Source organism: Sphingobium bisphenolivorans (genome assembly GCF_000412635.1).
Taxonomy (GTDB): Bacteria; Pseudomonadota; Alphaproteobacteria; order Sphingomonadales; family Sphingomonadaceae; genus Sphingobium; species Sphingobium bisphenolivorans.
Genome location: NZ_ASTG01000001.1, coordinates 246,685 through 268,589 on the forward strand (window position 1 = coordinate 246,685; position 21,905 = coordinate 268,589).

At 65.0% G+C, this 21,905-nt stretch carries 22 protein-coding genes and 1 tRNA gene; 17 read left to right on the top strand and 6 right to left on the bottom strand.

The annotated features are described in order from the left end of the window. The first annotated feature begins 30 nt into the window (after positions 1-30). The 7 genes from L858_RS0101300 to phoB all read left to right on the top strand — a co-directional run bounded on the left by L858_RS0101300 (position 31) and on the right by phoB (position 7,460). Complete coding sequence (locus L858_RS0101300) at positions 31-1,296, top strand: ATP-binding protein (RefSeq protein ID WP_022681338.1); 1,266 nt, start codon at positions 31-33, stop codon at positions 1,294-1,296. 149 nt (positions 1,297-1,445) lie between these two features. Continuing rightward, positions 1,446-2,504: a substrate-binding domain-containing protein gene (locus L858_RS0101305; RefSeq protein WP_028055671.1), complete on the top strand. Its 1,059-nt coding sequence runs from the start codon at positions 1,446-1,448 to the stop codon at positions 2,502-2,504. Positions 2,505-2,513: 9 nt separating this feature from the next. Then, a complete protein-coding gene (gene pstC, locus L858_RS0101310; protein WP_022681340.1) occupies positions 2,514-3,908 on the top strand; it encodes a phosphate ABC transporter permease subunit PstC in 1,395 nt (464 codons plus the stop codon). 96 nt (positions 3,909-4,004) lie between these two features. Beyond that, on the top strand, positions 4,005-5,249 hold the full coding sequence (gene pstA, locus L858_RS0101320) for a phosphate ABC transporter permease PstA (RefSeq protein WP_022681342.1): 1,245 nt from the start codon (positions 4,005-4,007) through the stop codon (positions 5,247-5,249). A 5-nt stretch (positions 5,250-5,254) separates the two neighbouring features. Beyond that, on the top strand, positions 5,255-6,043 hold the full coding sequence (gene pstB / locus L858_RS0101325; protein ID WP_028055672.1) for a phosphate ABC transporter ATP-binding protein PstB: 789 nt from the start codon (positions 5,255-5,257) through the stop codon (positions 6,041-6,043). A 17-nt stretch (positions 6,044-6,060) separates the two neighbouring features. Continuing rightward, positions 6,061-6,756 (top strand): phosphate signaling complex protein PhoU, encoded by a 696-nt coding sequence (gene phoU, locus L858_RS0101330; protein WP_022681344.1) that lies wholly within the window; start codon positions 6,061-6,063, stop codon positions 6,754-6,756. Positions 6,757-6,758: 2 nt separating this feature from the next. Continuing rightward, a complete protein-coding gene (gene phoB, locus L858_RS0101335) occupies positions 6,759-7,460 on the top strand; it encodes a phosphate regulon transcriptional regulator PhoB (RefSeq protein WP_022681345.1) in 702 nt (233 codons plus the stop codon). Positions 7,461-7,915: 455 nt separating this feature from the next. Here phoB and def read toward each other — a convergent pair whose 3' ends face one another. Together def and recR are read right to left on the bottom strand one after the other, a co-directional pair. Then, entirely contained in the window at positions 7,916-8,446 is a 531-nt protein-coding gene (gene def / locus L858_RS0101340) for a peptide deformylase (protein WP_028055673.1), read from the bottom strand. Between the two features lie 31 nt (positions 8,447-8,477). Next, complete coding sequence (gene recR, locus L858_RS0101345) at positions 8,478-9,074, bottom strand: recombination mediator RecR (RefSeq protein ID WP_022681347.1); 597 nt, start codon at positions 9,072-9,074, stop codon at positions 8,478-8,480. Positions 9,075-9,197: 123 nt separating this feature from the next. Between recR and fmt the strand changes: the two genes are divergently transcribed. Beyond that, positions 9,198-10,106, top strand: a complete 909-nt coding sequence (fmt, locus tag L858_RS0101350) for a methionyl-tRNA formyltransferase (RefSeq protein WP_022681348.1) — start codon at positions 9,198-9,200, stop codon at positions 10,104-10,106. A 96-nt stretch (positions 10,107-10,202) separates the two neighbouring features. Then, positions 10,203-10,949, top strand: a complete 747-nt coding sequence (gene truA / locus L858_RS0101355) for a tRNA pseudouridine(38-40) synthase TruA (protein ID WP_022681349.1) — start codon at positions 10,203-10,205, stop codon at positions 10,947-10,949. Here truA and L858_RS0101360 read toward each other — a convergent pair. Then, complete coding sequence (locus L858_RS0101360) at positions 10,934-11,671, bottom strand: queuosine precursor transporter (protein ID WP_022681350.1); 738 nt, start codon at positions 11,669-11,671, stop codon at positions 10,934-10,936. The two genes, truA and L858_RS0101360, sit on opposite strands and share 16 nt — an antisense overlap. Before the next feature lie 85 nt (positions 11,672-11,756). Here L858_RS0101360 and L858_RS0101365 point away from each other — a divergent pair. After that, positions 11,757-11,833 (top strand) — tRNA-Arg (locus L858_RS0101365). Between the two features lie 21 nt (positions 11,834-11,854). Here L858_RS0101365 and L858_RS0101370 read toward each other — a convergent pair. Next, on the bottom strand, positions 11,855-12,205 hold the full coding sequence (locus L858_RS0101370) for an antibiotic biosynthesis monooxygenase family protein (RefSeq protein ID WP_022681351.1): 351 nt from the start codon (positions 12,203-12,205) through the stop codon (positions 11,855-11,857). Positions 12,206-12,344: 139 nt separating this feature from the next. Further along, positions 12,345-12,998, bottom strand: a complete 654-nt coding sequence (gene fsa, locus L858_RS0101375; RefSeq protein ID WP_022681352.1) for a fructose-6-phosphate aldolase — start codon at positions 12,996-12,998, stop codon at positions 12,345-12,347. A gap of 143 nt (positions 12,999-13,141) precedes the next feature. Here fsa and L858_RS0101380 point away from each other — a divergent pair, with 143 nt between their 5' ends. From L858_RS0101380 to L858_RS21140, 3 genes are read left to right on the top strand one after another with little or no spacing between them, the layout of a single operon-like run. After that, positions 13,142-13,807 (top strand): DUF2490 domain-containing protein, encoded by a 666-nt coding sequence (locus L858_RS0101380; protein ID WP_022681353.1) that lies wholly within the window; start codon positions 13,142-13,144, stop codon positions 13,805-13,807. 45 nt (positions 13,808-13,852) lie between these two features. Beyond that, positions 13,853-16,024: a primosomal protein N' gene (locus L858_RS0101385; protein ID WP_022681354.1), complete on the top strand. Its 2,172-nt coding sequence runs from the start codon at positions 13,853-13,855 to the stop codon at positions 16,022-16,024. Next, positions 16,024-16,173 (top strand): DUF1289 domain-containing protein, encoded by a 150-nt coding sequence (locus L858_RS21140; RefSeq protein WP_022681355.1) that lies wholly within the window; start codon positions 16,024-16,026, stop codon positions 16,171-16,173. Before L858_RS0101385 ends, L858_RS21140 begins: the two co-directional genes overlap by 1 nt. On the opposite strand, the gene ada is transcribed toward L858_RS21140, so the two are convergent. Beyond that, the gene (ada, locus tag L858_RS0101395) at positions 16,170-17,222 is read right to left on the bottom strand and encodes a bifunctional DNA-binding transcriptional regulator/O6-methylguanine-DNA methyltransferase Ada (RefSeq protein WP_022681356.1); all 1,053 of its coding nucleotides are present in this window, start codon (positions 17,220-17,222) and stop codon (positions 16,170-16,172) included. The two genes, L858_RS21140 and ada, sit on opposite strands and share 4 nt — an antisense overlap. Positions 17,223-17,338: 116 nt before the next feature. Here ada and L858_RS0101405 point away from each other — a divergent pair, with 116 nt between their 5' ends. From L858_RS0101405 to L858_RS0101420, 4 genes are all read left to right on the top strand, one after another. Next, positions 17,339-18,874 carry a S1C family serine protease gene (locus L858_RS0101405; RefSeq protein WP_028055674.1) on the top strand — a complete coding sequence of 512 codons (1,536 nt, stop codon included), beginning with the start codon at positions 17,339-17,341 and terminating at the stop codon, positions 18,872-18,874. A 196-nt stretch (positions 18,875-19,070) separates the two neighbouring features. Further along, the gene (locus tag L858_RS0101410) at positions 19,071-19,625 is read left to right on the top strand and encodes a F0F1 ATP synthase subunit delta (RefSeq protein WP_022681359.1); all 555 of its coding nucleotides are present in this window, start codon (positions 19,071-19,073) and stop codon (positions 19,623-19,625) included. A gap of 2 nt (positions 19,626-19,627) precedes the next feature. Continuing rightward, positions 19,628-21,157: a F0F1 ATP synthase subunit alpha gene (gene atpA / locus L858_RS0101415; protein WP_022681360.1), complete on the top strand. Its 1,530-nt coding sequence runs from the start codon at positions 19,628-19,630 to the stop codon at positions 21,155-21,157. Between the two features lie 120 nt (positions 21,158-21,277). Then, positions 21,278-21,904: a LysE family translocator gene (locus L858_RS0101420; protein WP_022681361.1), complete on the top strand. Its 627-nt coding sequence runs from the start codon at positions 21,278-21,280 to the stop codon at positions 21,902-21,904. Position 21,905: the final 1 nt, after the last annotated feature.

The window sequence follows — 21,905 nt, forward strand, 5'->3', positions numbered from 1 at the left end:
AAATGCGTCAAAGAATCCAGCTTGGTAACCATGAATCGACTGACCACCTCCCAGATCATGAGCGCGCTTGCCGTCCTGCTGCTGGCGACCGGCGGCGCGCTCATCATCGGCGCGGACCTGGTCGAGATCGCCTTGCCCGTGGCAGCGGGGCTGGCGGTGCTGGTCATCGCGGCGCGCGGCCCCCTGCCCGCTCCGCCCATCGACACGGCGGAGTCGGACGAACTGGACGAAGCGGCGCCCCCCGATCTTCGAAGTTTGCTGGAGGGCATCGCCGATCCGCTGATGCTGACCGAGCGCGGGCGGATCATCTGCGCCAACCGCGCGGCGCAGCGGCTGCTGGGCGCGCATATCGAGGGGGAGGACGCCCGCATCGCCATCCGCCATCCGGCCGCGGCTGAGCGGCTCGCAAGTCAGGCGCCGATGGCCGAACCGGTGATGGTGGAGCTGGTGGGCCTTGGCGGACGGGAACAACGCTGGCAAATGCGGATCGCGCCGGTCGGCGACGATGATCCCGCCACGCACCGCGTGCGGCGCCTCGTTCATCTGGCCGATCATAGCGGCACCCATGCTGCCGAGAAGATGCGCGTCGATTTCGTCGCCAATGCGAGCCATGAGCTGCGCACCCCGCTGGCCGGCATTTTGGGCTTCATCGAAACGCTGGCCGACCCCGATCTTGGACGCGACACGGAAACGCGACAGCGCTTCCTGACGATCATGGACGGTGAAGCGCGGCGAATGCAGCGACTGATCGACGATCTCATTTCCCTCTCGCGCATCGAGGCGGAGAAATATCGGGTGCCCGAAACGGCGGTGGATATGGCCGGGCTGGTAGCCGAGGTGGTCGGGGTGTTCCGCACCAGCCACGGCGAGCGCGGGCGGGAAGTGGAGATGGAGATCGACCCTGCCCTGCCCCCGGTGCAGGGTGACCGAGCCCAGCTGTCGCAGCTACTGCATAATCTGGTGGGCAATTCGGTCAAATATGGCCGGGCCGGCACGCCGATCCGCGTCTCGCTGGCAGGGGGACCGGCCGGCATGATGCGCCTGACCGTCGCCGACGAAGGCGAAGGCATCGGCCCCGATCATCTGCCGCGCCTGACGGAGCGCTTTTATCGCGTCGATTCCGGCCGAAGCCGCGCGATCGGCGGGACCGGCCTCGGCCTCGCGATCGTCAAGCATATCGTGGAACGGCATCGCGCCCGGCTCGACATCGCGAGCGTCGTGGGCAAGGGAACGACCATCACCATCCTCCTCCCCGGCATGGTGGCCGAAGAAAAGCCCGCGACGGCAAAGCTTTGATCCAAAATCAATCTCGACAGCCGGGCGATCGGAGCCAATGTCATAAAAGTGCAATCCGATTGTCACAAAGGCGCGATGGTCCGCGACTAGGGAGCGGCTCCATGGGGGGCGGCGAGGTGCGAATCGCGGCCTGTATGACGGAGGTTTTCGTGAAGCATATCGCCTTGTTCGCTGCGACCGCTGCGGCCGCGCTCTCTCTTGCCGGCTGCGGCGATCAGTCCGCCGGCGGCGGCGCTGGGGGCGCCCGCGACCAGATCCGCGCGGTTGGCTCCTCGACCGTCTATCCTTTTGCCACGGCGGTTGCCGAACTGTTCGTTCAGGGCAATCCTGGCATGAAGTCACCGATCATCGAATCGACCGGCACTGGCGGCGGCATGAAGCTTTTCTGTCAGGGCGTGGGCGCGCAATATCCCGACATCGAAAACGCCTCCCGCCGGATCAAGAAGTCGGAGTTCGAGGATTGCCAGAAGAACGGCGTCAAGGACATCATCGAAGTGCAGGTGGGCGTCGACGGCCTTGCCTTTGCCGAAGCGAAGAACGGCCCGGGCCTCAAGCTGACGCCCAAGATCGTCTATGAGGCGCTCGCCGCAAACCCCTATGGCAAGGGCGCGAACAAGGCGCAAACATGGAAGGATGTGGACCCCAGCCTGCCGCCCATCGCCATCTCCGTCTTCGGCCCGCCCTCGACCAGCGGCACCCGCGATTCGCTCGCCGAACTGATCCTGGAAAAGGGCTGCCAGTCCGATCCGGCCATGAAGGCGCTGAAGGAGAAGAATGAGGACGAATATAAGGCCACCTGCACCCGTGTGCGGGAGGATGGCAAATATGTGGACTCGGGCGAAAACGACAATCTGATCGTGCAGAAGCTCGGCGCAAATCCGAATGCCATCGGCATTTTCGGCTACAGCTTCCTTGAAGAGAATAAGGACACGCTCAAGGACGTTTCGATCAACGGCGTCGAAGCCACCTATGAAACCGTTTCTACCGGCAAATATCCCGGTGCGCGGCCTCTCTACATCTATGTGAAGAAGGCGCATATGCAGGCGATCCCTGGCCTTCAGGCCTATCTCAACGCTTTTGCTGCCAACTGGAACCCCGACGGCGTGCTCACCAAGCGCGGCATGGTCGCGGCCCCCGATGACGTCCGCAAGGCGAGCGCCGAAACGGTCAAGTCGCTGGCCGTCCTCGACGGTTCGCAGCTCAAGTAAGACGGGAAAATGACGGGTCCTGCAATCCTCCTGCTGCTGGCTGGCCTGGGCGCGATCGCCTGGGTCAGCGCCCGCGCCCGCGCGCTGCGGCTCCAAACCGCAGCCCGCGCCTCGGGCCGCCGCGATGCCGTGCACAGCCTTCCCGGCTATCACGGCTGGTACGTGGCGCTGTGGACGCTTGTCCCCGCTGCGATATTCCTGGCCGTCTGGGCCAATGTCGCGCCCGGCCTTGTCACGCAGGATGTTCTAAGCAGCCCGGCGGCGCAGAGCCTGCCCGCGGACGATTTCTCCCGCTCCGCAGTCTTGAGCGAAGCGCGGGCGATCGCCACGGGCCGACAGGCGGGAGCATTCAATCCGTTCTCGCAGGGCCTCGTCGAACCCTATCGGAATGCCATCAGCAAATATGGCCTGGCCGGCGCGGCGCTCGCGCTCGTCCTTGCCTTTGCCGGCGGTGCCTATGCCTTCACCCGCGTGCGCCCCGATTTCCGGGCGCGCACACGGGTCGAGCGGTTGGTGATGGCCGTGCTGCTCATCGCCTCGCTTCTGGCGATCGTCACGACCGTCGGCATCGTCGCCTCGCTGCTGTGGGAAAGTTTCCGCTTCTTCTCGATGGTCAATCCCATCGACTTCCTGTTCGGCACCAAATGGAGCCCGCAGTCCGCGGCCATGGGCTATGGCAATGACGATGCGTTCGGCGCGGTGCCGCTCTTCTGGGGCACGATCTTCATCGGCGCGATCATCGCCATGGCGGTCGCGATCCCCCTTGGCCTCATGAGCGCCATCTATCTCACCCAATATGCGCGGCCCCAGGTTCGCAAATGGATGAAGCCGATGCTGGAGGTGCTGGCCGGCGTGCCGACGGTGGTTTACGGCTATTTCGCCGCGCTCACCATCGCCCCGGCCTTGCGCGACTTCGCCGTCGCCATCGGCATCCATAGCGCTTCATCGGAAAGCGCCCTCGCCGCCGGCCTCGTCATGGGGGTGATGATCATCCCCTTCGTCTCCTCGATGGCCGACGACAGCATCGCCGCGGTGCCGCAATCGATGCGCGACGGCAGCCTCGCCATGGGAGCGACCACCAGCGAGACGATTCGCCGCGTGCTGATCCCTGCCGCCCTTCCCGGCGTCGTCGGCGGCGTGCTGCTCGCCGTCAGCCGCGCGATCGGCGAAACCATGATCGTGGTGATGGCAGCGGGCCTCTCCGCCAATCTCACCCTCAACCCCTTCGCCAGCGTGACGACGGTGACGACGCAGATCGTCCAGCTGCTGACCGGCGACCAGGAGTTCGACAGCGCCAAGACGCTTGCCGCCTTCGCCCTCGGCCTGGTCCTGTTCGTCGTCACCCTGCTGCTCAACATCGTGGCCCTGCGGGTCGTGAAGAAATATCGCGAGGCCTACGAATGAGCCGCTATTTGCAACATCCGTTCGGGCTGAGCTTTTCGAAGCCATTCACTGGGCGCAGCGAATCGGCTTTGCTCAAAGCGAACGGGGAATGATGTAATGACCATCGAACGCCTCCCCACCGACTGGAAGTCGGACGCGATGCGCAAGCGGATCGCGCGGCGCTATGCGTCGGAGCGCCGCTTCAAGGCGGCCGGACTGTTTGCCGTGCTGCTTTCCGCCGCCTTCCTCGCCTTCTTGCTCTTCACCATGCTTGGCAACGGCCTGCGCGGCTTCACCCGCACGGAAATCGCGGTGAAGATCGACTTCCCCGCATCCCCCCTGCTACTCGACCCCAACGCCATCACCGACCAGGCGCTCGCCAATGCGAACCTGCCGATGGTGACAGGCGAGGTCGTGAAGAAGGCGCTGGGGCCCGACTCGGAAGAGTGGATTTCGCCCAACGCTTGGACGGTTCTGCGCGATGCGATCAAGGCGGACCCGAAGATCCTTGGCCGGACCGAGACGATCAGGCTGCCGGCTTCCACCGCTGTTGATCTTGCAGCCAAGAGCGACGGATCGCCCGAGGCCGAAGCCGCGGTCGCGAGGCTTCAAAAGGCCGATCTGATCTCGACCGGCTTCAACGGCAACTTCCTGAGCGCCAGCGACGGCACCGATCCGACGCAGGTCGGCATCTGGGGTGCGTTCAAGGGTTCGCTGCTGACAATGCTCGTGACGCTCGCCCTGAGCTTCCCGATCGGCGTCGCGACCGCCCTCTATCTGGAGGAATATGCGCGCAAGAACTGGCTGACCGACATTATCGAAGTGTCGATCAACAATCTCGCCGCCGTCCCCTCGATCATCTTCGGCTTGCTCGGCCTGTCGATCTTCCTGAACTTCCTCCACCTGCCGCGGTCGGCGGCGCTGGTCGGCGGCATGACGCTGGCGCTGATGACCATGCCCGTCATCGTCATCGCCGGTCGCAATGCGATCAAGTCCGTCCCGCCCAGCATCCGCGACGCCGCGCTCGGCATCGGCGCTTCGCCGGTGCAGGTGGTGTTCCATCATGTCCTGCCGCTCGCGCTGCCGGGCATCCTCACCGGCACGATCATCGGCATGGCGCGTGCGCTGGGTGAGACAGCGCCGTTGCTGATGATCGGCATGCGCGCCTTCATCGCCACTCCACCGGGCGGCGTCACGGACCCGGCGACCGTGCTGCCGGTCCAGATATTCCTCTGGTCCGATGAAGTCTCGAAAGGCTTTGTCGAAAAGACCTCCGCCGCGATCATCGTCCTGCTGGTCTTCCTGCTCGCGATGAACGGCCTCGCCATCTACCTGCGCAACAAGTTCGAAAAACGGTGGTAACGATGATGCACGAACCGCAAACACTGGTGCCCGCCACCGAAACCAAGATGACCGCGCGCGACGTGAAGGTCTTCTATGGCGAGAAACAGGCGATCAAGGGCGTCTCCATCGACGTCGACATGGACAATGTCACCGCCTTCATCGGCCCGTCGGGCTGCGGCAAGTCGACCTTCCTGCGGACGCTGAACCGGATGAACGACACGGTCGCCTCCGCCCGCGTCGAAGGCACGATCACGCTCGACGGAGAAGACATCTACGCCCCCTCGATGGACGTGGTGCAGTTGCGCGCTCGGGTCGGCATGGTGTTCCAGAAGCCCAACCCCTTCCCCAAGTCGATCTACGAGAACATCGCTTACGGCCCGCGCATCCACGGCCTGGCGCATGGCAAGGCGGACCTTGACGTCATCGTCGAAAAGTCGCTGCGCCGCGCGGGTTTGTGGGACGAGGTGAAGGACCGGCTGCACGACAGCGGCACCGCGCTTTCGGGCGGTCAGCAGCAGCGCCTCTGCATCGGCCGCGCCATCGCGGTCGAGCCCGAAGTCATCCTGATGGACGAGCCCTGCTCGGCGCTCGATCCCATCGCGACCGCCAAGATCGAGGAGCTGATCCACGAATTGCGCGGCCGCTACGCCATCGTGATCGTGACGCACAATATGCAGCAGGCCGCCCGCGTATCCCAGCGGACCGCCTTTTTCCACCTGGGCGAACTGGTCGAATATGGCGTGACTTCGGACATCTTCACCAATCCGCGCCAGGAACGGACCAAGGATTACATCACCGGACGCTACGGCTGAACCGGGGGAGACAAGACATGGCTGAACATACGATCAAGGCGTTCGACGAGGAAATCGACAAGCTGCGCGGCCTTATCGCCGAAATGGGCGGGCGCGCGGAGGCGGCGATCGAGAACGCGATGCTCGCCCTCCAGCGCCAGGACAAGTCGCTCGCCGCCGAAGTCGTCGCCGACGACAAGCGCATCGACGCGATCGAGGCGGAGGTCGAAAAGCTGGTCGTCCAGATCATCGCCCTGCGCGCCCCCATGGCGAACGACCTGCGCGACGTAATCGCCGCGCTCAAGATCGTGAGCGTGGTCGAACGCATCGGCGACTATGCCAAGAATATCGCCAAGCGCGTGCCCAGCATCGCCGCCAACCAGCGCACGCTGGAGCCGGTGTCGCTCCTCCCCTCCATGGGCCAGGTCGCGGGCGAGATGGTGCATGACGCGCTGAACGCCTTCGCCGCGCGCGACGCCGATCTGGCGCTGGCGGTGATCGAGCGCGACACGGTGGTCGATGATTTCTACAACAGCGTCTTCCGCACGCTGGTCACCTATATGGTCGAAAATCCTAAGACGATCAGCGAATGTGCGCATCTGCTGTTCATCGCCAAGAATATCGAGCGGATCGGCGATCACGCGACCAACGTCGCGGAAATGGTCCACTATGCCGCGACCGGCGTGACCCCGCCCGAGCGCGAGCGCGGCGGCTCCGCCCCGCAGGAGGTCTGAGCATGGCGAGAGCCAGGATGCTGCTGGTCGAGGATGACGCGGCGCTCGCCGAATTGCTCATCTGGCACTTCAAGCGCGAGGATTTCGACGTCGCCCACACCGTGGACGGTGAGGAAGCGCTGCTGCTGGCGCAGGAAAATGCACCGGACATCGTGCTCCTCGACTGGATGGTGGAAAGCCTGTCGGGCATCGAGGTCTGCCGCCGTCTGCGCCGCATGAATGGCACGGCGAACGTGCCTATCATCATGCTGACCGCGCGCGGCGAGGAAGAGGATCGCGTCCGCGGCCTGGAAACCGGCGCGGATGACTATGTGACCAAGCCCTTCTCCCCCCGCGAACTGGTCGCCCGCGTCGGCGCGGTGCTTCGCCGGGTGCGCCCCGCTCTGGCGGGTGAGTCGCTGTCCTTCAGCGATGTCGAGATGGACACGGTCGGCCACAAGGTCCGTCGCGGCGGCCAGGTGATCCCGCTCGGCCCCACCGAGTTCCGCTTGCTCAAGCATTTCCTTGAGCATCCCGGCTGGGTCTTCTCGCGCGAGCGACTGCTCGACAGCGTCTGGGGTCAGGACAGCGACATCGAACTGCGCACCGTCGACGTCCATATCCGCCGCCTGCGCAAGGCGATCAACGCCGACGGCAAATATCGCGACATCATCCGCACCGTGCGGTCCGCGGGCTACGCACTCGATACGGATGGGGTGGGCTGAACTTCGCCACGCATTTAAGGGGTGATAGGGCCAATCGGGGTGGAAGGCGGATATACTTGTTACCTGGCGTCACCCCCCGCGGAAGCGGGGATCCATCGCCCCAGCGCCGTTCTGGACGCGACATCGGGAGATGGGTTCCCGCCTTTGCGGGAATGGCGGAAAGGGGTGGAGAGCGGACATTCTTCTCTTATCCCTCTCCCTTGAGGGAGAGGGCTGCGCAGGCTTGGCAGCTTGCTGCCTAGCCGTAGCTGGGTGAGGGGGTGATCCGGGCTAAAGACTGGCCTGTAGCCGCTCCCCTCATCCAACTTCGCCTAGCTTCACTCCGTTCAGCAAGGCTCCGTATCCTTCTCCCTCCAAGGGAGAAGGAGTGTCAGCAAATGATCGTCAGCAGACATTCCTTAAAAAACGCCCCACCTTCACAAGCCGGAGCGCCTTCTTCAAATCTCAGCCTGCTATCAAGCCGCCTTGCGCGCCTTGCTCAGCTTCTTGAGCAGCATGTCGCGCTTCAGCCGCGACAGGTGGTCCACGAACAGCACGCCCTGCAGATGGTCCATCTCATGCTGCAGGCAGGTTGCAAGCAGCCCTTCCAGCTGCTCCTCATGGATGCGGCCTTCCCGGTCCATCCAGCTGGCCCGGATCGTCGCGGGGCGCTCCACCTCGGCATATTGGTCGGGCACCGACAGGCAGCCCTCATTATAGACCGACAGGTCCTCGGACGTTTCGAGGATTTCCGGATTGATGAACACCAACGGCTTCTTCACCGCCGGTGCGCCTTCCTCGTCCGATTCGGGTTCCTGAAGGTCGATCACCAGCACCCGCTTGGGCACGCCGACCTGGATCGCCGCCAGGCCGATGCCGGGAGCGCCGTACATCGTCTCGAACATATCATCGATCAGACGCTGCAAATCATCATCGATCGCCTCCACCGGAGACGAGATGGTACGCAGGCGCGGGTCGGGCGCCTCTAGGATCGGAAGAATGGCCATAGGCCCAAAATAGCCGCTCGGCCGGCGAAATTCAAGCGACCGGCCGCCGCGCGCGCAGAGCCTGCGCCAGCGTGCCCTCATCCAGATAGTCCAGCTCGCCGCCGACCGGCACGCCATGGGCCAGCTGGGTCAGGCGAACCGGAAATTGCTCCAGCCGCTCGGCCAGATAATGGGCGGTCGTCTGCCCCTCCAGCGTCGCATTCATCGCCAGCACCACCTCGTCGATACCTCCCGCCTCGACCCTCCCCACGAGCGCATCGATACTGAGGTCCTCCGGGCGAACACCCTCCAGCGCCGACAGCCGCCCGCCCAGCACATGGAAGCGCCCGGGGAACAGGCGCGACTTGTCCAGCGCCCAAAGGTCCGCCACATCTTCGACCACGCAGAGCGCTCGCGCGTCGCGGCGCGGATCGGCGCAGATGCCGCAGGGATCGACCGTATCGACATTGCCGCATATACCGCATGTCACGAGCCGGTCATTCACCGCGTCCAGTGCGCGCAGCAGCGGCTCCAGCGCACTTTCCCGCTTCTTGAGCAGATGCAGCACCGCGCGCCGTGCCGATCGGGGGCCGAGGCCGGGCAGTCGGGACAGCGCCTGCGTCAGCGCATCGATTTCGGGAGAAGCCATGGAACCGAGATAGGGGCTTGCAAGTCCGGGGTCAAAAGAGTTGAGAGGCGTTCTCGTAAATGCGCCTTCAACGCATTCCGATGCGGCACCGGGCTGGTGCCGGAACCGACCAAAGGGCCCGCCATGCGCATCATCTATATGGGAACCCCCGACTTCGCCGTGCCGGCGCTCGACGCCCTCCGCGCGGCGGGGCATGCAATCGCCGCCGTCTACAGTCAGCCGCCCCGGCCGGCGGGGCGCGGCAAGGCGCTGCGCCCCTCCCCGGTGCATGCGCGGGCCGAGCAGCTGGGGATAGAGGTGCGCACGCCCCTCTCGCTCAAGGACGAAGCGGTGCAGGATGCCTTTCGCGCCCTCAACGCCGACGTGGCGGTGGTCGCCGCCTATGGCCTGATCCTGCCGCGCCCGATCCTCGCCGCGCCGCGCTTCGGCTGCCTCAACATCCACGCCTCGCTCCTGCCCCGCTGGCGTGGTGCAGCGCCGATCCAGCGCGCCATCCTGGCGGGCGACAATCTGACCGGCGTCACGATCATGGACATGGAGGCGGGCCTCGACACCGGCCCAATGCGCGCAAAGCATGTGACGCCGATCGAGGACAAGACGGCAGGCGCCCTGACGCATGAACTGGCGCAAGCGGGCGCGGAGCTGATGGTCGAAGTGCTGGACGATCTCGACCAGCATCCGCCGCTGCCTCAGCCGGAAGAGGGCGTCACCTATGCCGCCAAGATCGACAAGAGCGAATCCCGCATCGACTTCTCCCGCGACGCGCATCAGATCGAACGGCAGATCAGGGCGTTCAATCCCTTCCCCGGCGCGTTCTTCGAATATCGCGGCGAACGCTTCCGCATCCTCGCCGCCCAAGTCGAGGATCATCACGGTCCGGCCGGGGAACTGCTCGACAACAGCCTGCTGCTCGGCTGCGGCCACGGGGCGCTCCGCCCCACCCTGATCCAGCGCGCGGGCAAGGGCGCGATGTCGGCAGGCGAATTACTGCGCGGTTATGAAATACCGGCCGGCAGCCGCGTCGATGGGTGAGGTCCTTACATTCCCTCAACCAGCCCGTCATTCCCGTCACCCCCGCCTTGAGCCGGGGTCCCGCTTTTTCGTCTCAACAGGGTGCAGCTTAAATCCATGACCCGCTTCGCCTTCACCGTCGAATTTGACGGCCGCCCCTTCATGGGCTGGCAGCGGCAGGCGCATGGCCCGAGCGTGCAGCAGGCGATCGAGGATGCCATTCATGCGGTCACCGGAGAGCGCGCCGTCATCCACGCCGCCGGCCGCACCGATGCAGGGGTCCACGGCCTTGCCATGCGCGCGCATGCGGACATAGCGAAGGATATCGCACCCTTCCGGCTGATGGAGGCGCTCAACGCCCGCCTGCGCCCTCACCCCGTCGCAATCCTGAATTGTCGGGAGGTGGCGCAGGATTGGCATGCGCGCTTCTCCTGCCTCGGCCGCTCCTATGTCTATCGGATCGCCAACCGCCGCGCGCCGCTGACGTGGGAAAGCGGCCTTTGCTGGCGGGTGATCCAGCCGCTGGACGAGCACGCCATGAACGAGGCCGCGCAACTGCTGGTCGGGCGCCACGATTTCACCACCTTCCGCTCGGCCCATTGCCAAGCGGAAAGCCCGGTGAAGACGCTCGACCGTCTGGAGGTCTGCCGCGAGGGCGACCGGCTCGCAATCCATGCGGAGGCCCGCTCCTTCCTCCATCATCAGGTGCGCTCGATGGTCGGCTGCCTCGCGATGGTGGGAATGGGCCGCTGGAGCGTTGGCGATCTGGAAGCCGCCCGCAACGCGAAAGAGCGCGCCGCGCTCGGCCTCAATGCGCCGCCGGACGGCCTTTATTTCGTCGCAGCCCGCTATCCGGAAGTTTGATCGGACAAGCTCATGCGGAAGGGCGTGAAGTCGGTGCCCTCGTCATATACGTCCAGCCCCTCGGCCCGCTTCAGGTTGCCGACCACCACATAGGTCACCGGCGTGAGCACCGCTTCCCACGTCACCTTCATCAGCCAGTTCGTGACCATGACCGTCAGCACCTGCGCATTGGTCCAGTCGCCGTAGAAAGCCAGCGGATAGAAGAAGAGGCTGTCGACACCCTGCCCGACGATGGTCGACCCGATCGTCCGCATCCACAAATGCTTGCCCTGCGTCAGCAGCTTCATCTTCGCGAGGACGAAGCTGTTGGCGAATTCGCCGGCCCAAAAGGCGGTCACCGACGCGAAGACGATCCGCCACGTGCTGCCGAACACCGCCTCATAGGCCTTCTGATCCGGCCAGCCCTCTGCCGGGGGAAGCTGAACCACGACCCAGCTCATCAGGGCCATGAACAGCATCGCGCCGAAGCCCGCCCACACGCAGCGCCGCGCGCGGGCATAGCCATAGACCTCCGTCAGCACATCGCCCAGCACATAGCCGAGCGGGAAGAAGAGGATGCCCGCGCCGAAGGTAATCCCGCCCAGCGTCGAAAGCTTGGCCGCGCCGATCAGGTTGGACAGCAGCAAAATGGCGACAAACGCCGCCATGAAGAAATCGAAATAGCCCAGCGGACGCGCGCCAAGCGCCCCGGCATCGATTTTCCTTACCCCCTGATCGGTCATGGCCCCTTGCATAAATGCCGGATCGCCAAATGCAATGCCACGCATGATTGCACCGGCGACGAAGCCCGGCTATCGAGCCGCTGACGGCCCCGTAGCTCAGCTGGATAGAGCATTCGCCTTCTAAGCGAATGGTCACAGGTTCGAATCCTGTCGGGGTCGCCATCACCGCCGCTCGGCGTTGCGCTATTCGCCGTCCAGCGCGCTGTCGAACGGCCGCGCCCGCAGCAGCAGGTCATCGGTCACGATCATGGTGAAGATGGGGTCCGCATCGGGCGGCACTTCAGCGATCGCATCGACGAAGGCGGCGCGCGTCTCGGGTTCGTCATAGACCATCTTCTGGTCGAACGCCGCGCGCCAGGTCGCCTCGTCCGGCCACTCGGCATAGCCCACGAACCGGCCGTCCGCATCGCGATGCAGGCGCGAGCCATAGCTGCCATATTTCTCGCGGATCAGGTCCGTTCCGCGCCGCCACGCCGCGCGGAACTGCTCCTCCTTGCCGGGATAAACCCGCCACCAATAGACCGCGATGAACATCGGCTCTCTCCTTCACCGGAGAGAATGATGCGCAGCGCGAGAGGTTGCGACACCCCTTTTCACCGTTCGTATCGAGCGAAATCGAGACACGTCATGCGCGGCTTCTCGACTACGCTCGAAGCGAACTGGAATATTGCGGTTACAGAACCGACTGACCCGTCTTCTCCCAATCCGCCAGGAAGCCCGCGATGCCCTTCTCGGTCAGCACATGGTTGAACAGCGCCTTGATGACCGAAGGCGGCGCAGTCATCACGTCGGCGCCGATCTTGGCGCTTTCCAGTACGTGGATGGGATGGCGCACGCTCGCGACCAGGATTTCCGTGTCGAAGGCATAATTGTCATAGATGAGGCGGATATCCTCGATCAGCTTCATGCCGTCGAAGCCATTATCGTCATGACGGCCGACGAAGGGCGAGATGAAGCTCGCGCCCGCCTTCGCCGCGAGCAGCGCCTGATTGGCCGAGAAGCAGAGGGTGACGTTGACCAGCACGCCTTCGCTCGTCAGCGCCTTGCAGGTCTTGAGGCCGTCGATCGTCAGCGGCACCTTGATGCACACATTGTCGGCAATCTTCCGCAGGACGGCGGCTTCCTTCATCATCGTCTCATGATCAAGCGCGACCACCTCCGCCGACACAGGACCATCCACCAGGCCGCAGATTTCCTCGACGACTTCCAGGAACTTGCGGCCAGACTTGTGGATCAGCGATGGGTTGGTGGTGACGCCATCCAGCAGGCCGGTCGCGGCCAGATCGCGGATTTCATTGGTGTCAGCGGTGTCGACGAAGAATTTCATAAGTAGCGCTCCGAAAGGAGGGGGTCAGCGAATCGCGTTCCCTTTAGCGGCTGGCAGGCAGATTAGCCATTATTGCCGCAGCATGGCCGTTGCGTTTGGGCATAGCGACATTATCAGGGCGGCACCTTACCAAAGGACCGAACATGCTCCGCACCTTGCGCCCACGCCACATATCGGGCGCGCTTCTGGCCTATGCGCTTCTGAGGCCGCTTTCCGCCGCCGCTGCGGACGACGAAACCCAGGCGTGGCTCACCGAATCGGTCGTTATCCGGGCGAGCGCCGCCGATACCATCGGCATCGACTCCAGCCAGCGCTTCCGCAGCGGCCGGGCTAATGGCGAACAGCAGACGGTGCGGGTGCTGCTCGATCATGGCGTTGCTCCAGGCCTGCTGATCGGCGGCGGCCTTGCCTATTTTCGATCTGCGGCCGAACAGGAACTGCGCTTCTTCGAGCAGGCGACGTTCACGCGCGGCGTCTTCCTCGCCCGCGCCCGGCTGGAGCAGCGCTATTTCGACACGGCGGAGCGGCCCGGATGGCGGTTGCGCCAGCGCCTCCAGGCAGCGATCCCGCTCGGCTCTCGGAAGGCGCCCACCCTCATCGCCGCAACCGAATTCTTCTTCCAGCTGAACCGCGCACGCCCAAGCGACAAGACGGGCCTCGCCACGATGCGCCAGCAGATCGGTCTGCGCCAGCCGCTGAGCAAAGCGCTTGACCTGCAATTCCTCTATATGCGGCAGCAGACATTCCGCGATCGGCGCCCCGATACCGTCTCCCATATCCCCTGGGCGACGCTGACCTGGAAAATCTGAACGGCGTGCCTTGCCTCCCCCGTCCGGCCCGGTAGGGAGGGGCAGATGAGTTCACGCGCCCGCGTCATCCTGCTGAACGCTGCCCTGGGGCCGCTCGATTATCGCGTGCCGCAGGGCATGAGCGTCGGGCCGGGAAGCATCGTCGTCGCCCCCCTCGGGCCGCGCCAGATCGTCGGCGTCGTGTGGGATGAAGGCAGCTTTCCCGACATCGAGACGGTCGGCGACAATCGCCTGCGCAACCTTGCCGGGGTGATCGATGCCCCGCCTGTGCCGGAAACGGTGCGCCGCCTGATCGAGTGGACGGCCGATTATTATCTTGCTCCGGTTGCGGGCGTGCTGCGCATGACGCTTGCCTCCATGGCCGCGCTGGAAGGGGCGCGCACCGTGATCGAATATCGCGCGACGGGCGACCTGCCCGACCGCATGACTGAACAGCGCGCACAGGCGATGGAGCGGATCGGCGAGCGGCAGGGGCTGATCCGCGAACTGGCGATGATCGGGGGCGTCAGCGACGCTGTGATCCGCGGGCTGGTGAAGGCCGGCGCGCTGGATGCGGTGGAGGTCAGCATCGACACCCCCTTCCCCGCGCCCGATCCCAACCATGCGCCACCCGCCCTTTCCGACGGTCAGGCCACCGCCGCCGCACAATTTGTCAGCGCTGTAGAAAGCCGGGCCTTTGCGCCCTTCCTGCTCGACGGCGTCACCGGATCGGGCAAGACGGAGGTATATTTCGAAGCCATCGCCGCCGCCGTCCGCGCCGGGCGGCAAGTGCTCGTCCTGCTCCCCGAAATCGCCCTGACCGAGCCCTTTCTCGAGCGCTTCGAAAAGCGCTTCGGCACCGTGCCCGTCAGCTGGCACAGCGGCCTGCGCCAGTCGGAGCGCCGCCGCGCCTGGCGCGCCATCGCTGCCGGCGAAGCCGCCGTCGTGGTCGGCGCCCGGTCCGCCCTGTTCATGCCCTACCCCAATCTCGGCCTCATCGTCGTCGATGAAGCGCATGAGGCAAGCTTCAAGCAGGAGGACGGCGTCCACTATCATGCCCGCGATGTGGCGGTGATGCGCGGCCTGATCGAGAAATTCCCCGTCATCCTCGCCTCCGCCACGCCCGCCATCGAAACCCGGCATCAGGTCGACCTTGGCCGTTATACCGAGATCAAGCTGCCCTCGCGCTTCGGCGGGGCGGAGATGCCGGGGATAGAGGGCGTCAATCTGCTCACCGATCCGCCCGAGCGCGGCCGCTGGATCGCCCCGCCGCTGGTCCGCGCGATCGACGAGACGTTGGAAAAGGGCGAGCAAAGCCTGCTCTTCCTCAACCGGCGCGGCTATGCGCCGCTGACCCTCTGCCGCCATTGCGGTTACCGTTTCCAGTGCCCCAACTGCACCGCCTGGATGGTCGAGCACCGGCTGACGAAGCGCCTCGCCTGCCATCATTGCGGCCATGTCGTGCCCTCCCCCCGTTTCTGCCCGGACTGCAAGGAGGAGGACAGCCTGGTCGCCTGCGGCCCCGGGGTCGAGCGAATCGCCGACGAGGTAAAGGCGCTCTGGCCGCAGGCGCGCACCGCCATCGTCACCTCCGACACCCTCTGGTCGCCCGCCAAAGTCGCCGAGTTCGTGAAGTCGGTGGAGGCAGGCGCGGTCGACATCATTATCGGCACACAGTTGGTGACGAAGGGCTATCATTTCCCCAACCTGACCCTTGTGGGCGTGATCGACGCGGACCTCGGCCTTGAAGGCGGCGACCTGCGCGCGGCGGAGCGCACCTTCCAGCAGATCGTGCAGGTCGCCGGACGAGCCGGGCGCGGTCAAAAGCCCGGCCGCGTCTTCATCCAGACCCGCATGCCCGAAGCGGAAGTGATCCAGGCGCTCATCGCGGGGGACACGGAGCGCTTCTATGACGTGGAGACGGAGAACCGACGCCGCGCCAACGCCCCGCCCTTCGGCCGCTTTGCCGCGATCATCGTGTCGAGCGAGGATGCCGACGAAGCTGCGCAGGTCGCGCGACTGATCGGCAAGTCCGCCCCGCTGATCGACGGCATGCGCGTCTATGGCCCTGCCCCCGCGCCGCTCTCCGTCCTGCGTGGCCGCCATCGCCATCGGCTGCTCATTCACGCAACCAGGGCGACAGACGTGCAGGGCGCGATCCGCGAGTGGCTTGGCAACCTCAGCTGGAAGTCGAATACGCGGGTAGCGGTGGACGTCGATCCCTACAGCTTCATGTGATGGAAAGCCCCTGCGTCAACATTTGCCGCCTCGACAAGGCGAAACGCGTCTGCACCGGCTGCGGCCGCACCACCGATGAGATCGCCCGCTGGCGCGGCATGAGCAAGGCGCAGCGACGTGCGATCATGGAGCGGCTGAAGCCCTGCTAACCGCGCCCTTCCCGCTCCAGCAGCGCCTTCTTCCGTTCAAGGCCATAGGCATAGCCGCCAAGGCTTCCATCGCTCCGCAACACCCGATGGCATGGGATCAGCACCGCAAGCCCGTTGTCGCCGCACGCCGTCCCCGCTGCCCTGACCGCACTCGGCCTGCCGATCGACGCGGCAATCTGGCCGTAGGTGCGCGTCTCGCCGGGAGGAATGGCGCGCAAAGCCGTCCAGACCGCCTGCTGAAACGCCGTCCCGCTGACGTCCATCGGCAGGTCGATCGGCTGGGAAGGATCATCGATCAGCCGCGCCACCTGGTTCCCCAGCGCTTCCAGCGCTTCATCGGCAGGGAGTAGCTCGGCCCTGGGAAAGCGGGCGCGCAAGTCCGATTCGTTCTCGTCAAAGCTGATCCGGCAAAGCCCCTTGCGCGTCGCGGCGATCAGGGCGGGGCCGAGGTTCGTCTCCACCACCATATGGCGGATGGCGACGCCTTGCCCGCCATTCTTCCATGCGCTCGGCGGCATGCCGAGGTGCCGATCGGCATCGGCATAGGCACGGCTCGGCGCATTATAGCCGGCTCCATAAATCGCATCCGTCACACTTCCGTCCTCCGCCAAGGCCGCCTTCAACCGTTCCGTGCGTACGCTGCGGGCATAAGCCGCAGGCGTCAGCCCCATTTCGCGCTTGAACAGCCTATGGAAATGATGCGGCGCATAGCCGGCACGGGCGGCAATCTCCTCCAGCGTCGGAGGCGCCTCAGCCGCCACAATGAACGCTTGGGCAGCCTCCACCGCGAGCCGATCGCGCCCGACCTCGTCGGGCCGGCACCGCAAGCAGGCGCGAAAACCCGCCGCCTGCGCCGCCGCAGGATCGGCGAAGAAGATCATATTCTCGCGCCGGGGATGCCGCGCCGCGCAGCTTGGCTTGCAGTAAATGCCCGTGGTGCGCACCGCGCCAACGAAGCGGCCATCCATGCTCCTGTCGCGCCGCAGGAAGGCTCGCCAGCAGCTTTCGTCATCCGGTTTCGGGGCCTGGAGGTGGGTCATCTCGTTCATAGATTAGAACATAGCCCACCCTTCGTCGCCAAGCTTCCCGTCCCTTGCGCTCAAAACCGGCGATTCGCGCATTTCCGATTGCCTCAGATCAACCATCGCATATGAATGCGCGAAATATGGTCGTTCTTTTCCGCCTCTTGCTGCTTCTGTTCGCCACCGCCCTGCCGCTGACGGCGCGGGCCGAACAGCAGGACATTGCCGCCGCCGCGCGCGGCGTGGTCCGGGTGGTGCTGGTCGCGACCAACGGCAATGACGCCTATTTCGTCGGCCATGGCAGCGGTTTTGCCGTTGCGCCCGACAAGATCATCACCAATGCCCATGTGGTCGAGCTGACCCGCGAGGAGAAGAATCTCGTCATCGGCGTCATCCCCTCGGAGGGGACGAAAACCTACGGCGGGCGGATCATCGCCTTTTCTCCGGGCAATGACCTTGCCCTCATCCAGCTGGAAGAAGGCCGGTTGCCCGTCAGCACCTTCTACGCCGGGGCGGTCAGCGACGGACAGCATGTCACCGCGATCGGCTATCCCGGCACAGTCGACCGCGCGCAGGGGCTTGGCCTGCGACAGATGGTCGAGCCGCTTGGCACGGTGAAGACCACTGGCACCGTCTCCTCCGGCCGCTCCAGTCGGAGTTTCGATACGCTGCTGCACACCGCGCCTCTCGCCGCTGGCAACAGCGGAGGGCCGCTGGTCGATGATTGCGGCCGCGTGCTCGGCGTCAACAGCTTTGGATCAGTGTCCGACGGCAATGACGCGGAATTCGGATTCGCCGTATCCTGGCGAGAGATCGCCTCCTTCCTGCGGCAGGCGGGCGTCTCCTCCCTCCACACCGTCGCCCCGTGCCGCTCCATGGCCGAAGCCGACGCGGCACAAGCGACACTCGACCAGCGCGAGGCGCAGCGGACGGAACAATCCGAACGCTCCCGCAACGATGCGCGCGAAGCCGCGATGGACAAGGCTCGCGACACCGCCGAACGGGAAGTCATCTCCGCGCGCGAAAACGCGATGGCGGGCGCGGCGGTGCTGCTCGCGCTTTCCGTGCTGGGGCTGGGTGCCGGCGGCCTGTTCTACAGCCAAGGCCGCGAAAGGCGCGCGACCTGGTTCCTGGCCGGCGGCGGCATTCTGCTCTTGGCGGCTCTCGGCCTCTTCTTGCTGCGTCCAAGCTTCTCGACCATCGATGAGCGCATCAGATTGCCCGAGGACCGGAGCGTCACGGGCAACGGCGCTTATGCCTGGGCGGGCGACAATATATGCCGCATCGACCTGGATCGCAGCCGGATCACCGTGTCGCAGCCCAATGACCTCGCCTTCAACTGGGCCGAAGGCGGCTGCGTCGATGGGGCCACGCAATATGTCTCGTCCGGCACCGGGTGGCAGCGGGCCAGCATTCCCGGTGAAGGCAATTATGTAACCCTCAGCCGCTTCGAGCCCGCGACCGGCACGCTTAGCGTCCAGCGCTGGCTGCCCGACATCGACACGATGGCCAAGGTGCGCGCCCTGGCCGGCAAGCGCGAGGTGAAGGGCTGCGGCAGCGATGCTGGACGGCTCGCTTCCATCGCCTCGATTCAGACCGACCTGCGGACAATTTTGCCGGCCCAGGCCAATGAGCGGCTCGTCTATCATTGCCAGAAGGGCCGGCTCAGCCCGCCTTGACCTTCCGCATGGCGGGAGTCGCGGCCTGTAAAAACTCAGGCAAATCGCGATGTTTCCATCCCGCCACATGAATCGTGTTCCATGACTTGCATAGTCATAATCCCGCTGCTAACCGGCCCCCCAACAGGGGAACGGGACGGCAAGCCGCGCCCCTCTTTTTGCACGACCGGCAAATCTAGTGGAGGACGGTAAGCGCGTGGAGACTACCGGCGGTATTCAGGCTAGCCTCAGCGGCCGCTATGCGGTGGCGCTGTTTGATCTGGCCCGCGACGGCAAGACGCTCGACACCGTCGCAGCGAGCCTGGCCGCGCTCAAGAAAGCAATCGCAGAATCGGCTGAATTCAAGGGGCTGATCAACAGCCCCGTGCTCAGCCGCGACGTATCGGGCAAGACGATCGCAGCAGTCGCATCCTCCATCGGGATCGATCCGCTGACGACGAAATTCCTCGGCGTACTGGCGGAGAACCGCCGGCTGTCGCAGCTTCCCGCGATCATCCGCGCCTATGAGACGCTGCTGTCGAATCACAAGGGTGAGGTTCGCGCCGAAGTGACGAGCGCCCATCCGCTCGACGCCGGCCAGTTGGCCTCGCTGCAGCAAAATCTCCGCACCCGCGTCGGCCGCGAAGTCGCGCTCGACACGAAGGTCGATCCCGCGATCCTGGGCGGGCTGGTCGTCAAGATCGGCAGCCAGATGATCGATTCCTCCATCCGCACCCGTTTGAATAGTCTCGCCCAGGCGATGAAAGGCTGAACATGGATATCAACGCCGCAGAAATTTCGAAGGTCATCAAGGACCAGATCGCCAATTTCGGCACCGAAGCGCAGGTGAGCGAAGTCGGTTCCGTGCTGACCGTGGGTGACGGCATCGCCCGCGTCCATGGCCTCGACAACGTCCAGGCGGGCGAAATGGTCGAGTTCGCCAATGGCGTGCAGGGCATGGCGCTGAACCTGGAAGCCGACAATGTCGGCGTCGTGATCTTCGGCTCCGACGCCGAGATTAAGGAAGGCGACACCGTCAAGCGCACCGGGACCATCGTGGACGTTCCGGTCGGCAAGGGCCTGCTCGGCCGCGTGGTCGACGGCCTCGGCAATCCGATCGACGGCAAGGGCCCGATCCAGTACACCGAGCGCAAGCGCGTTGAAGTCAAGGCGCCGGGCATCATCCCCCGCAAGTCGGTGCACGAGCCCGTGCAGACCGGCCTGAAGGCGATCGACGCCCTCGTCCCCGTCGGCCGTGGCCAGCGCGAGCTGATCATCGGCGACCGTCAGACCGGCAAGACCGCCGTCGCGATCGATACCTTCATCAACCAGAAGGGCATCAACGCGGGCGATGACGAGGGCAAGAAGCTCTACTGCATCTACGTCGCCATCGGCCAGAAGCGCTCGACCGTCGCGCAGATTGTCAAGCAGCTCGAAGAAAATGGCGCGATGGAATATTCCATCGTCGTCGCCGCGACCGCTTCGGAACCCGCCCCGCTCCAGTATCTGGCCCCGTACACCGGCGTCACCATGGGCGAATTCTTCCGCGACAACGGCATGCACGCTGTGATCGTCTATGACGACCTTTCCAAGCAGGCCGTCGCCTATCGTCAGATGTCACTGCTGCTGCGCCGTCCTCCGGGCCGCGAAGCTTATCCCGGCGACGTTTTCTACCTGCACAGCCGCCTGCTGGAGCGCGCTGCGAAGATGAACGACGCCAACGGCGCCGGCTCGCTGACCGCGCTGCCGATCATCGAAACGCAGGCAGGCGACGTGTCGGCCTACATTCCGACCAACGTGATCTCGATCACCGACGGCCAGATTTTCCTCGAAACCAACCTCTTCTACCAGGGTATCCGCCCGGCCATTAACGTGGGCCTGTCGGTGTCGCGCGTCGGCTCCGCCGCGCAGACCAAGGCGATGAAGAAGGTTTCCGGCTCGATCAAGCTGGAGCTGGCCCAGTATCGCGAAATGGCGGCCTTCGCCCAGTTCGGTTCGGACCTCGACGCGTCGACCCAGAAGCTGCTGAACCGCGGCGCGCGCCTGACCGAGCTGCTCAAGCAGGCCCAGTTCTCGCCGCTGCCCTTCGAAGAGCAGACCGCGTCGATCTTCGCCGGCACCAACGGCTATCTCGACAGCGTGCCGGTCAAGGACGTGACGCGCTATGAAGAGCTGATGCTCGCCTATCTGCGCCACGACCATGCCGACGTACTCGCCGCGATCCGCGACAGCAAGGATCTGGGCGACGATGCCAAGGGCAAGCTGAAGGCGGCGCTGGACTCGTTCGGCAAGACCTTCGCGTAAGCAAAGCACCGTCATCCCGGCGCAAGCTGGGATCTCAGGCCGGATAGGACGACCCTGAAGGCACGAGATGCCAGCTTTCGCTGGCATGACGGAACAGAGGAAGAGAACCGCTAGTTCGAGATGCTCACCGCCCATTCCCTCCTTGCCTGGACGATCATGGCGATCGGTCTGGTGCTGCTGCCGGGACCGGACACCATGCTGGTGGCCGGCCACGCGGCGCGGCGCGGGCTCAAGGCAGGCATGGCGGCGATTGGCGGTATCCAGCTCGGCGGGCTCTTCTACATGGCGCTGTGCGGCTTTGGCTTCCTCAGCGTCCTGAATGCAGTGCCCGGCCTGTTCATGGCGGTGAAGATTGCAGGCGCGATCTACCTCGCGTGGCTTGGCCTTTCGATGCTGCGCGGCGCGGTGAAGCCCTCGACGGCGTCGGAAATGCCCAAGCTGCGGATCGGCGGATCGCCCTTCATGCAGGGTTTCATCAGCACCGTGCTGAACCCGAAGGTCGCGATCTTCTTCCTCGCCGCCCTGCCGCAGTTTGTCGGCACCGGCCCGGAAGCGCCCATCCAGGGCATGGCGCTGATCGCGATCGTCTATGCGCTGGGCTTCTTCTGGTGCGCCCTTCTCGCCGCTCTTGCCGTGAAGGCAGGGCGCAAGGTCGGGCAGAGCAGCGCGATGCGCTGGTTCGAAGGCGCCATGGGCGTCGGTTTCTTTGGTCTTGCGGGCCGTCTGGCCCTTGCTCGGAATATTTGAA

Coding starts and splice junctions, on each gene's coding strand:
- L858_RS0101405 (WP_028055674.1), top strand. CDS start 17,339: ATGGTCGTTCTTTTCCGCCTCTTGCTGCTTCTGTTCGCCACCGCCCTG.
- L858_RS0101360 (WP_022681350.1), bottom strand. CDS start 11,671: ATGACCGATCAGGGGGTAAGGAAAATCGATGCCGGGGCGCTTGGCGCG.
- phoU (WP_022681344.1), top strand. CDS start 6,061: ATGGCTGAACATACGATCAAGGCGTTCGACGAGGAAATCGACAAGCTG.
- L858_RS0101300 (WP_022681338.1), top strand. CDS start 31: ATGAATCGACTGACCACCTCCCAGATCATGAGCGCGCTTGCCGTCCTG.
- fsa (WP_022681352.1), bottom strand. CDS start 12,998: ATGAAATTCTTCGTCGACACCGCTGACACCAATGAAATCCGCGATCTG.
- pstB (WP_028055672.1), top strand. CDS start 5,255: ATGCACGAACCGCAAACACTGGTGCCCGCCACCGAAACCAAGATGACC.
- L858_RS0101420 (WP_022681361.1), top strand. CDS start 21,278: ATGCTCACCGCCCATTCCCTCCTTGCCTGGACGATCATGGCGATCGGT.
- L858_RS0101380 (WP_022681353.1), top strand. CDS start 13,142: ATGCTCCGCACCTTGCGCCCACGCCACATATCGGGCGCGCTTCTGGCC.
- def (WP_028055673.1), bottom strand. CDS start 8,446: ATGGCCATTCTTCCGATCCTAGAGGCGCCCGACCCGCGCCTGCGTACC.
- truA (WP_022681349.1), top strand. CDS start 10,203: ATGACCCGCTTCGCCTTCACCGTCGAATTTGACGGCCGCCCCTTCATG.
- atpA (WP_022681360.1), top strand. CDS start 19,628: ATGGATATCAACGCCGCAGAAATTTCGAAGGTCATCAAGGACCAGATC.
- fmt (WP_022681348.1), top strand. CDS start 9,198: ATGCGCATCATCTATATGGGAACCCCCGACTTCGCCGTGCCGGCGCTC.
- pstA (WP_022681342.1), top strand. CDS start 4,005: ATGACCATCGAACGCCTCCCCACCGACTGGAAGTCGGACGCGATGCGC.
- L858_RS0101385 (WP_022681354.1), top strand. CDS start 13,853: ATGAGTTCACGCGCCCGCGTCATCCTGCTGAACGCTGCCCTGGGGCCG.
- L858_RS21140 (WP_022681355.1), top strand. CDS start 16,024: ATGGAAAGCCCCTGCGTCAACATTTGCCGCCTCGACAAGGCGAAACGC.
- ada (WP_022681356.1), bottom strand. CDS start 17,222: ATGAACGAGATGACCCACCTCCAGGCCCCGAAACCGGATGACGAAAGC.
- L858_RS0101370 (WP_022681351.1), bottom strand. CDS start 12,205: ATGTTCATCGCGGTCTATTGGTGGCGGGTTTATCCCGGCAAGGAGGAG.
- phoB (WP_022681345.1), top strand. CDS start 6,759: ATGGCGAGAGCCAGGATGCTGCTGGTCGAGGATGACGCGGCGCTCGCC.
- pstC (WP_022681340.1), top strand. CDS start 2,514: ATGACGGGTCCTGCAATCCTCCTGCTGCTGGCTGGCCTGGGCGCGATC.
- recR (WP_022681347.1), bottom strand. CDS start 9,074: ATGGCTTCTCCCGAAATCGATGCGCTGACGCAGGCGCTGTCCCGACTG.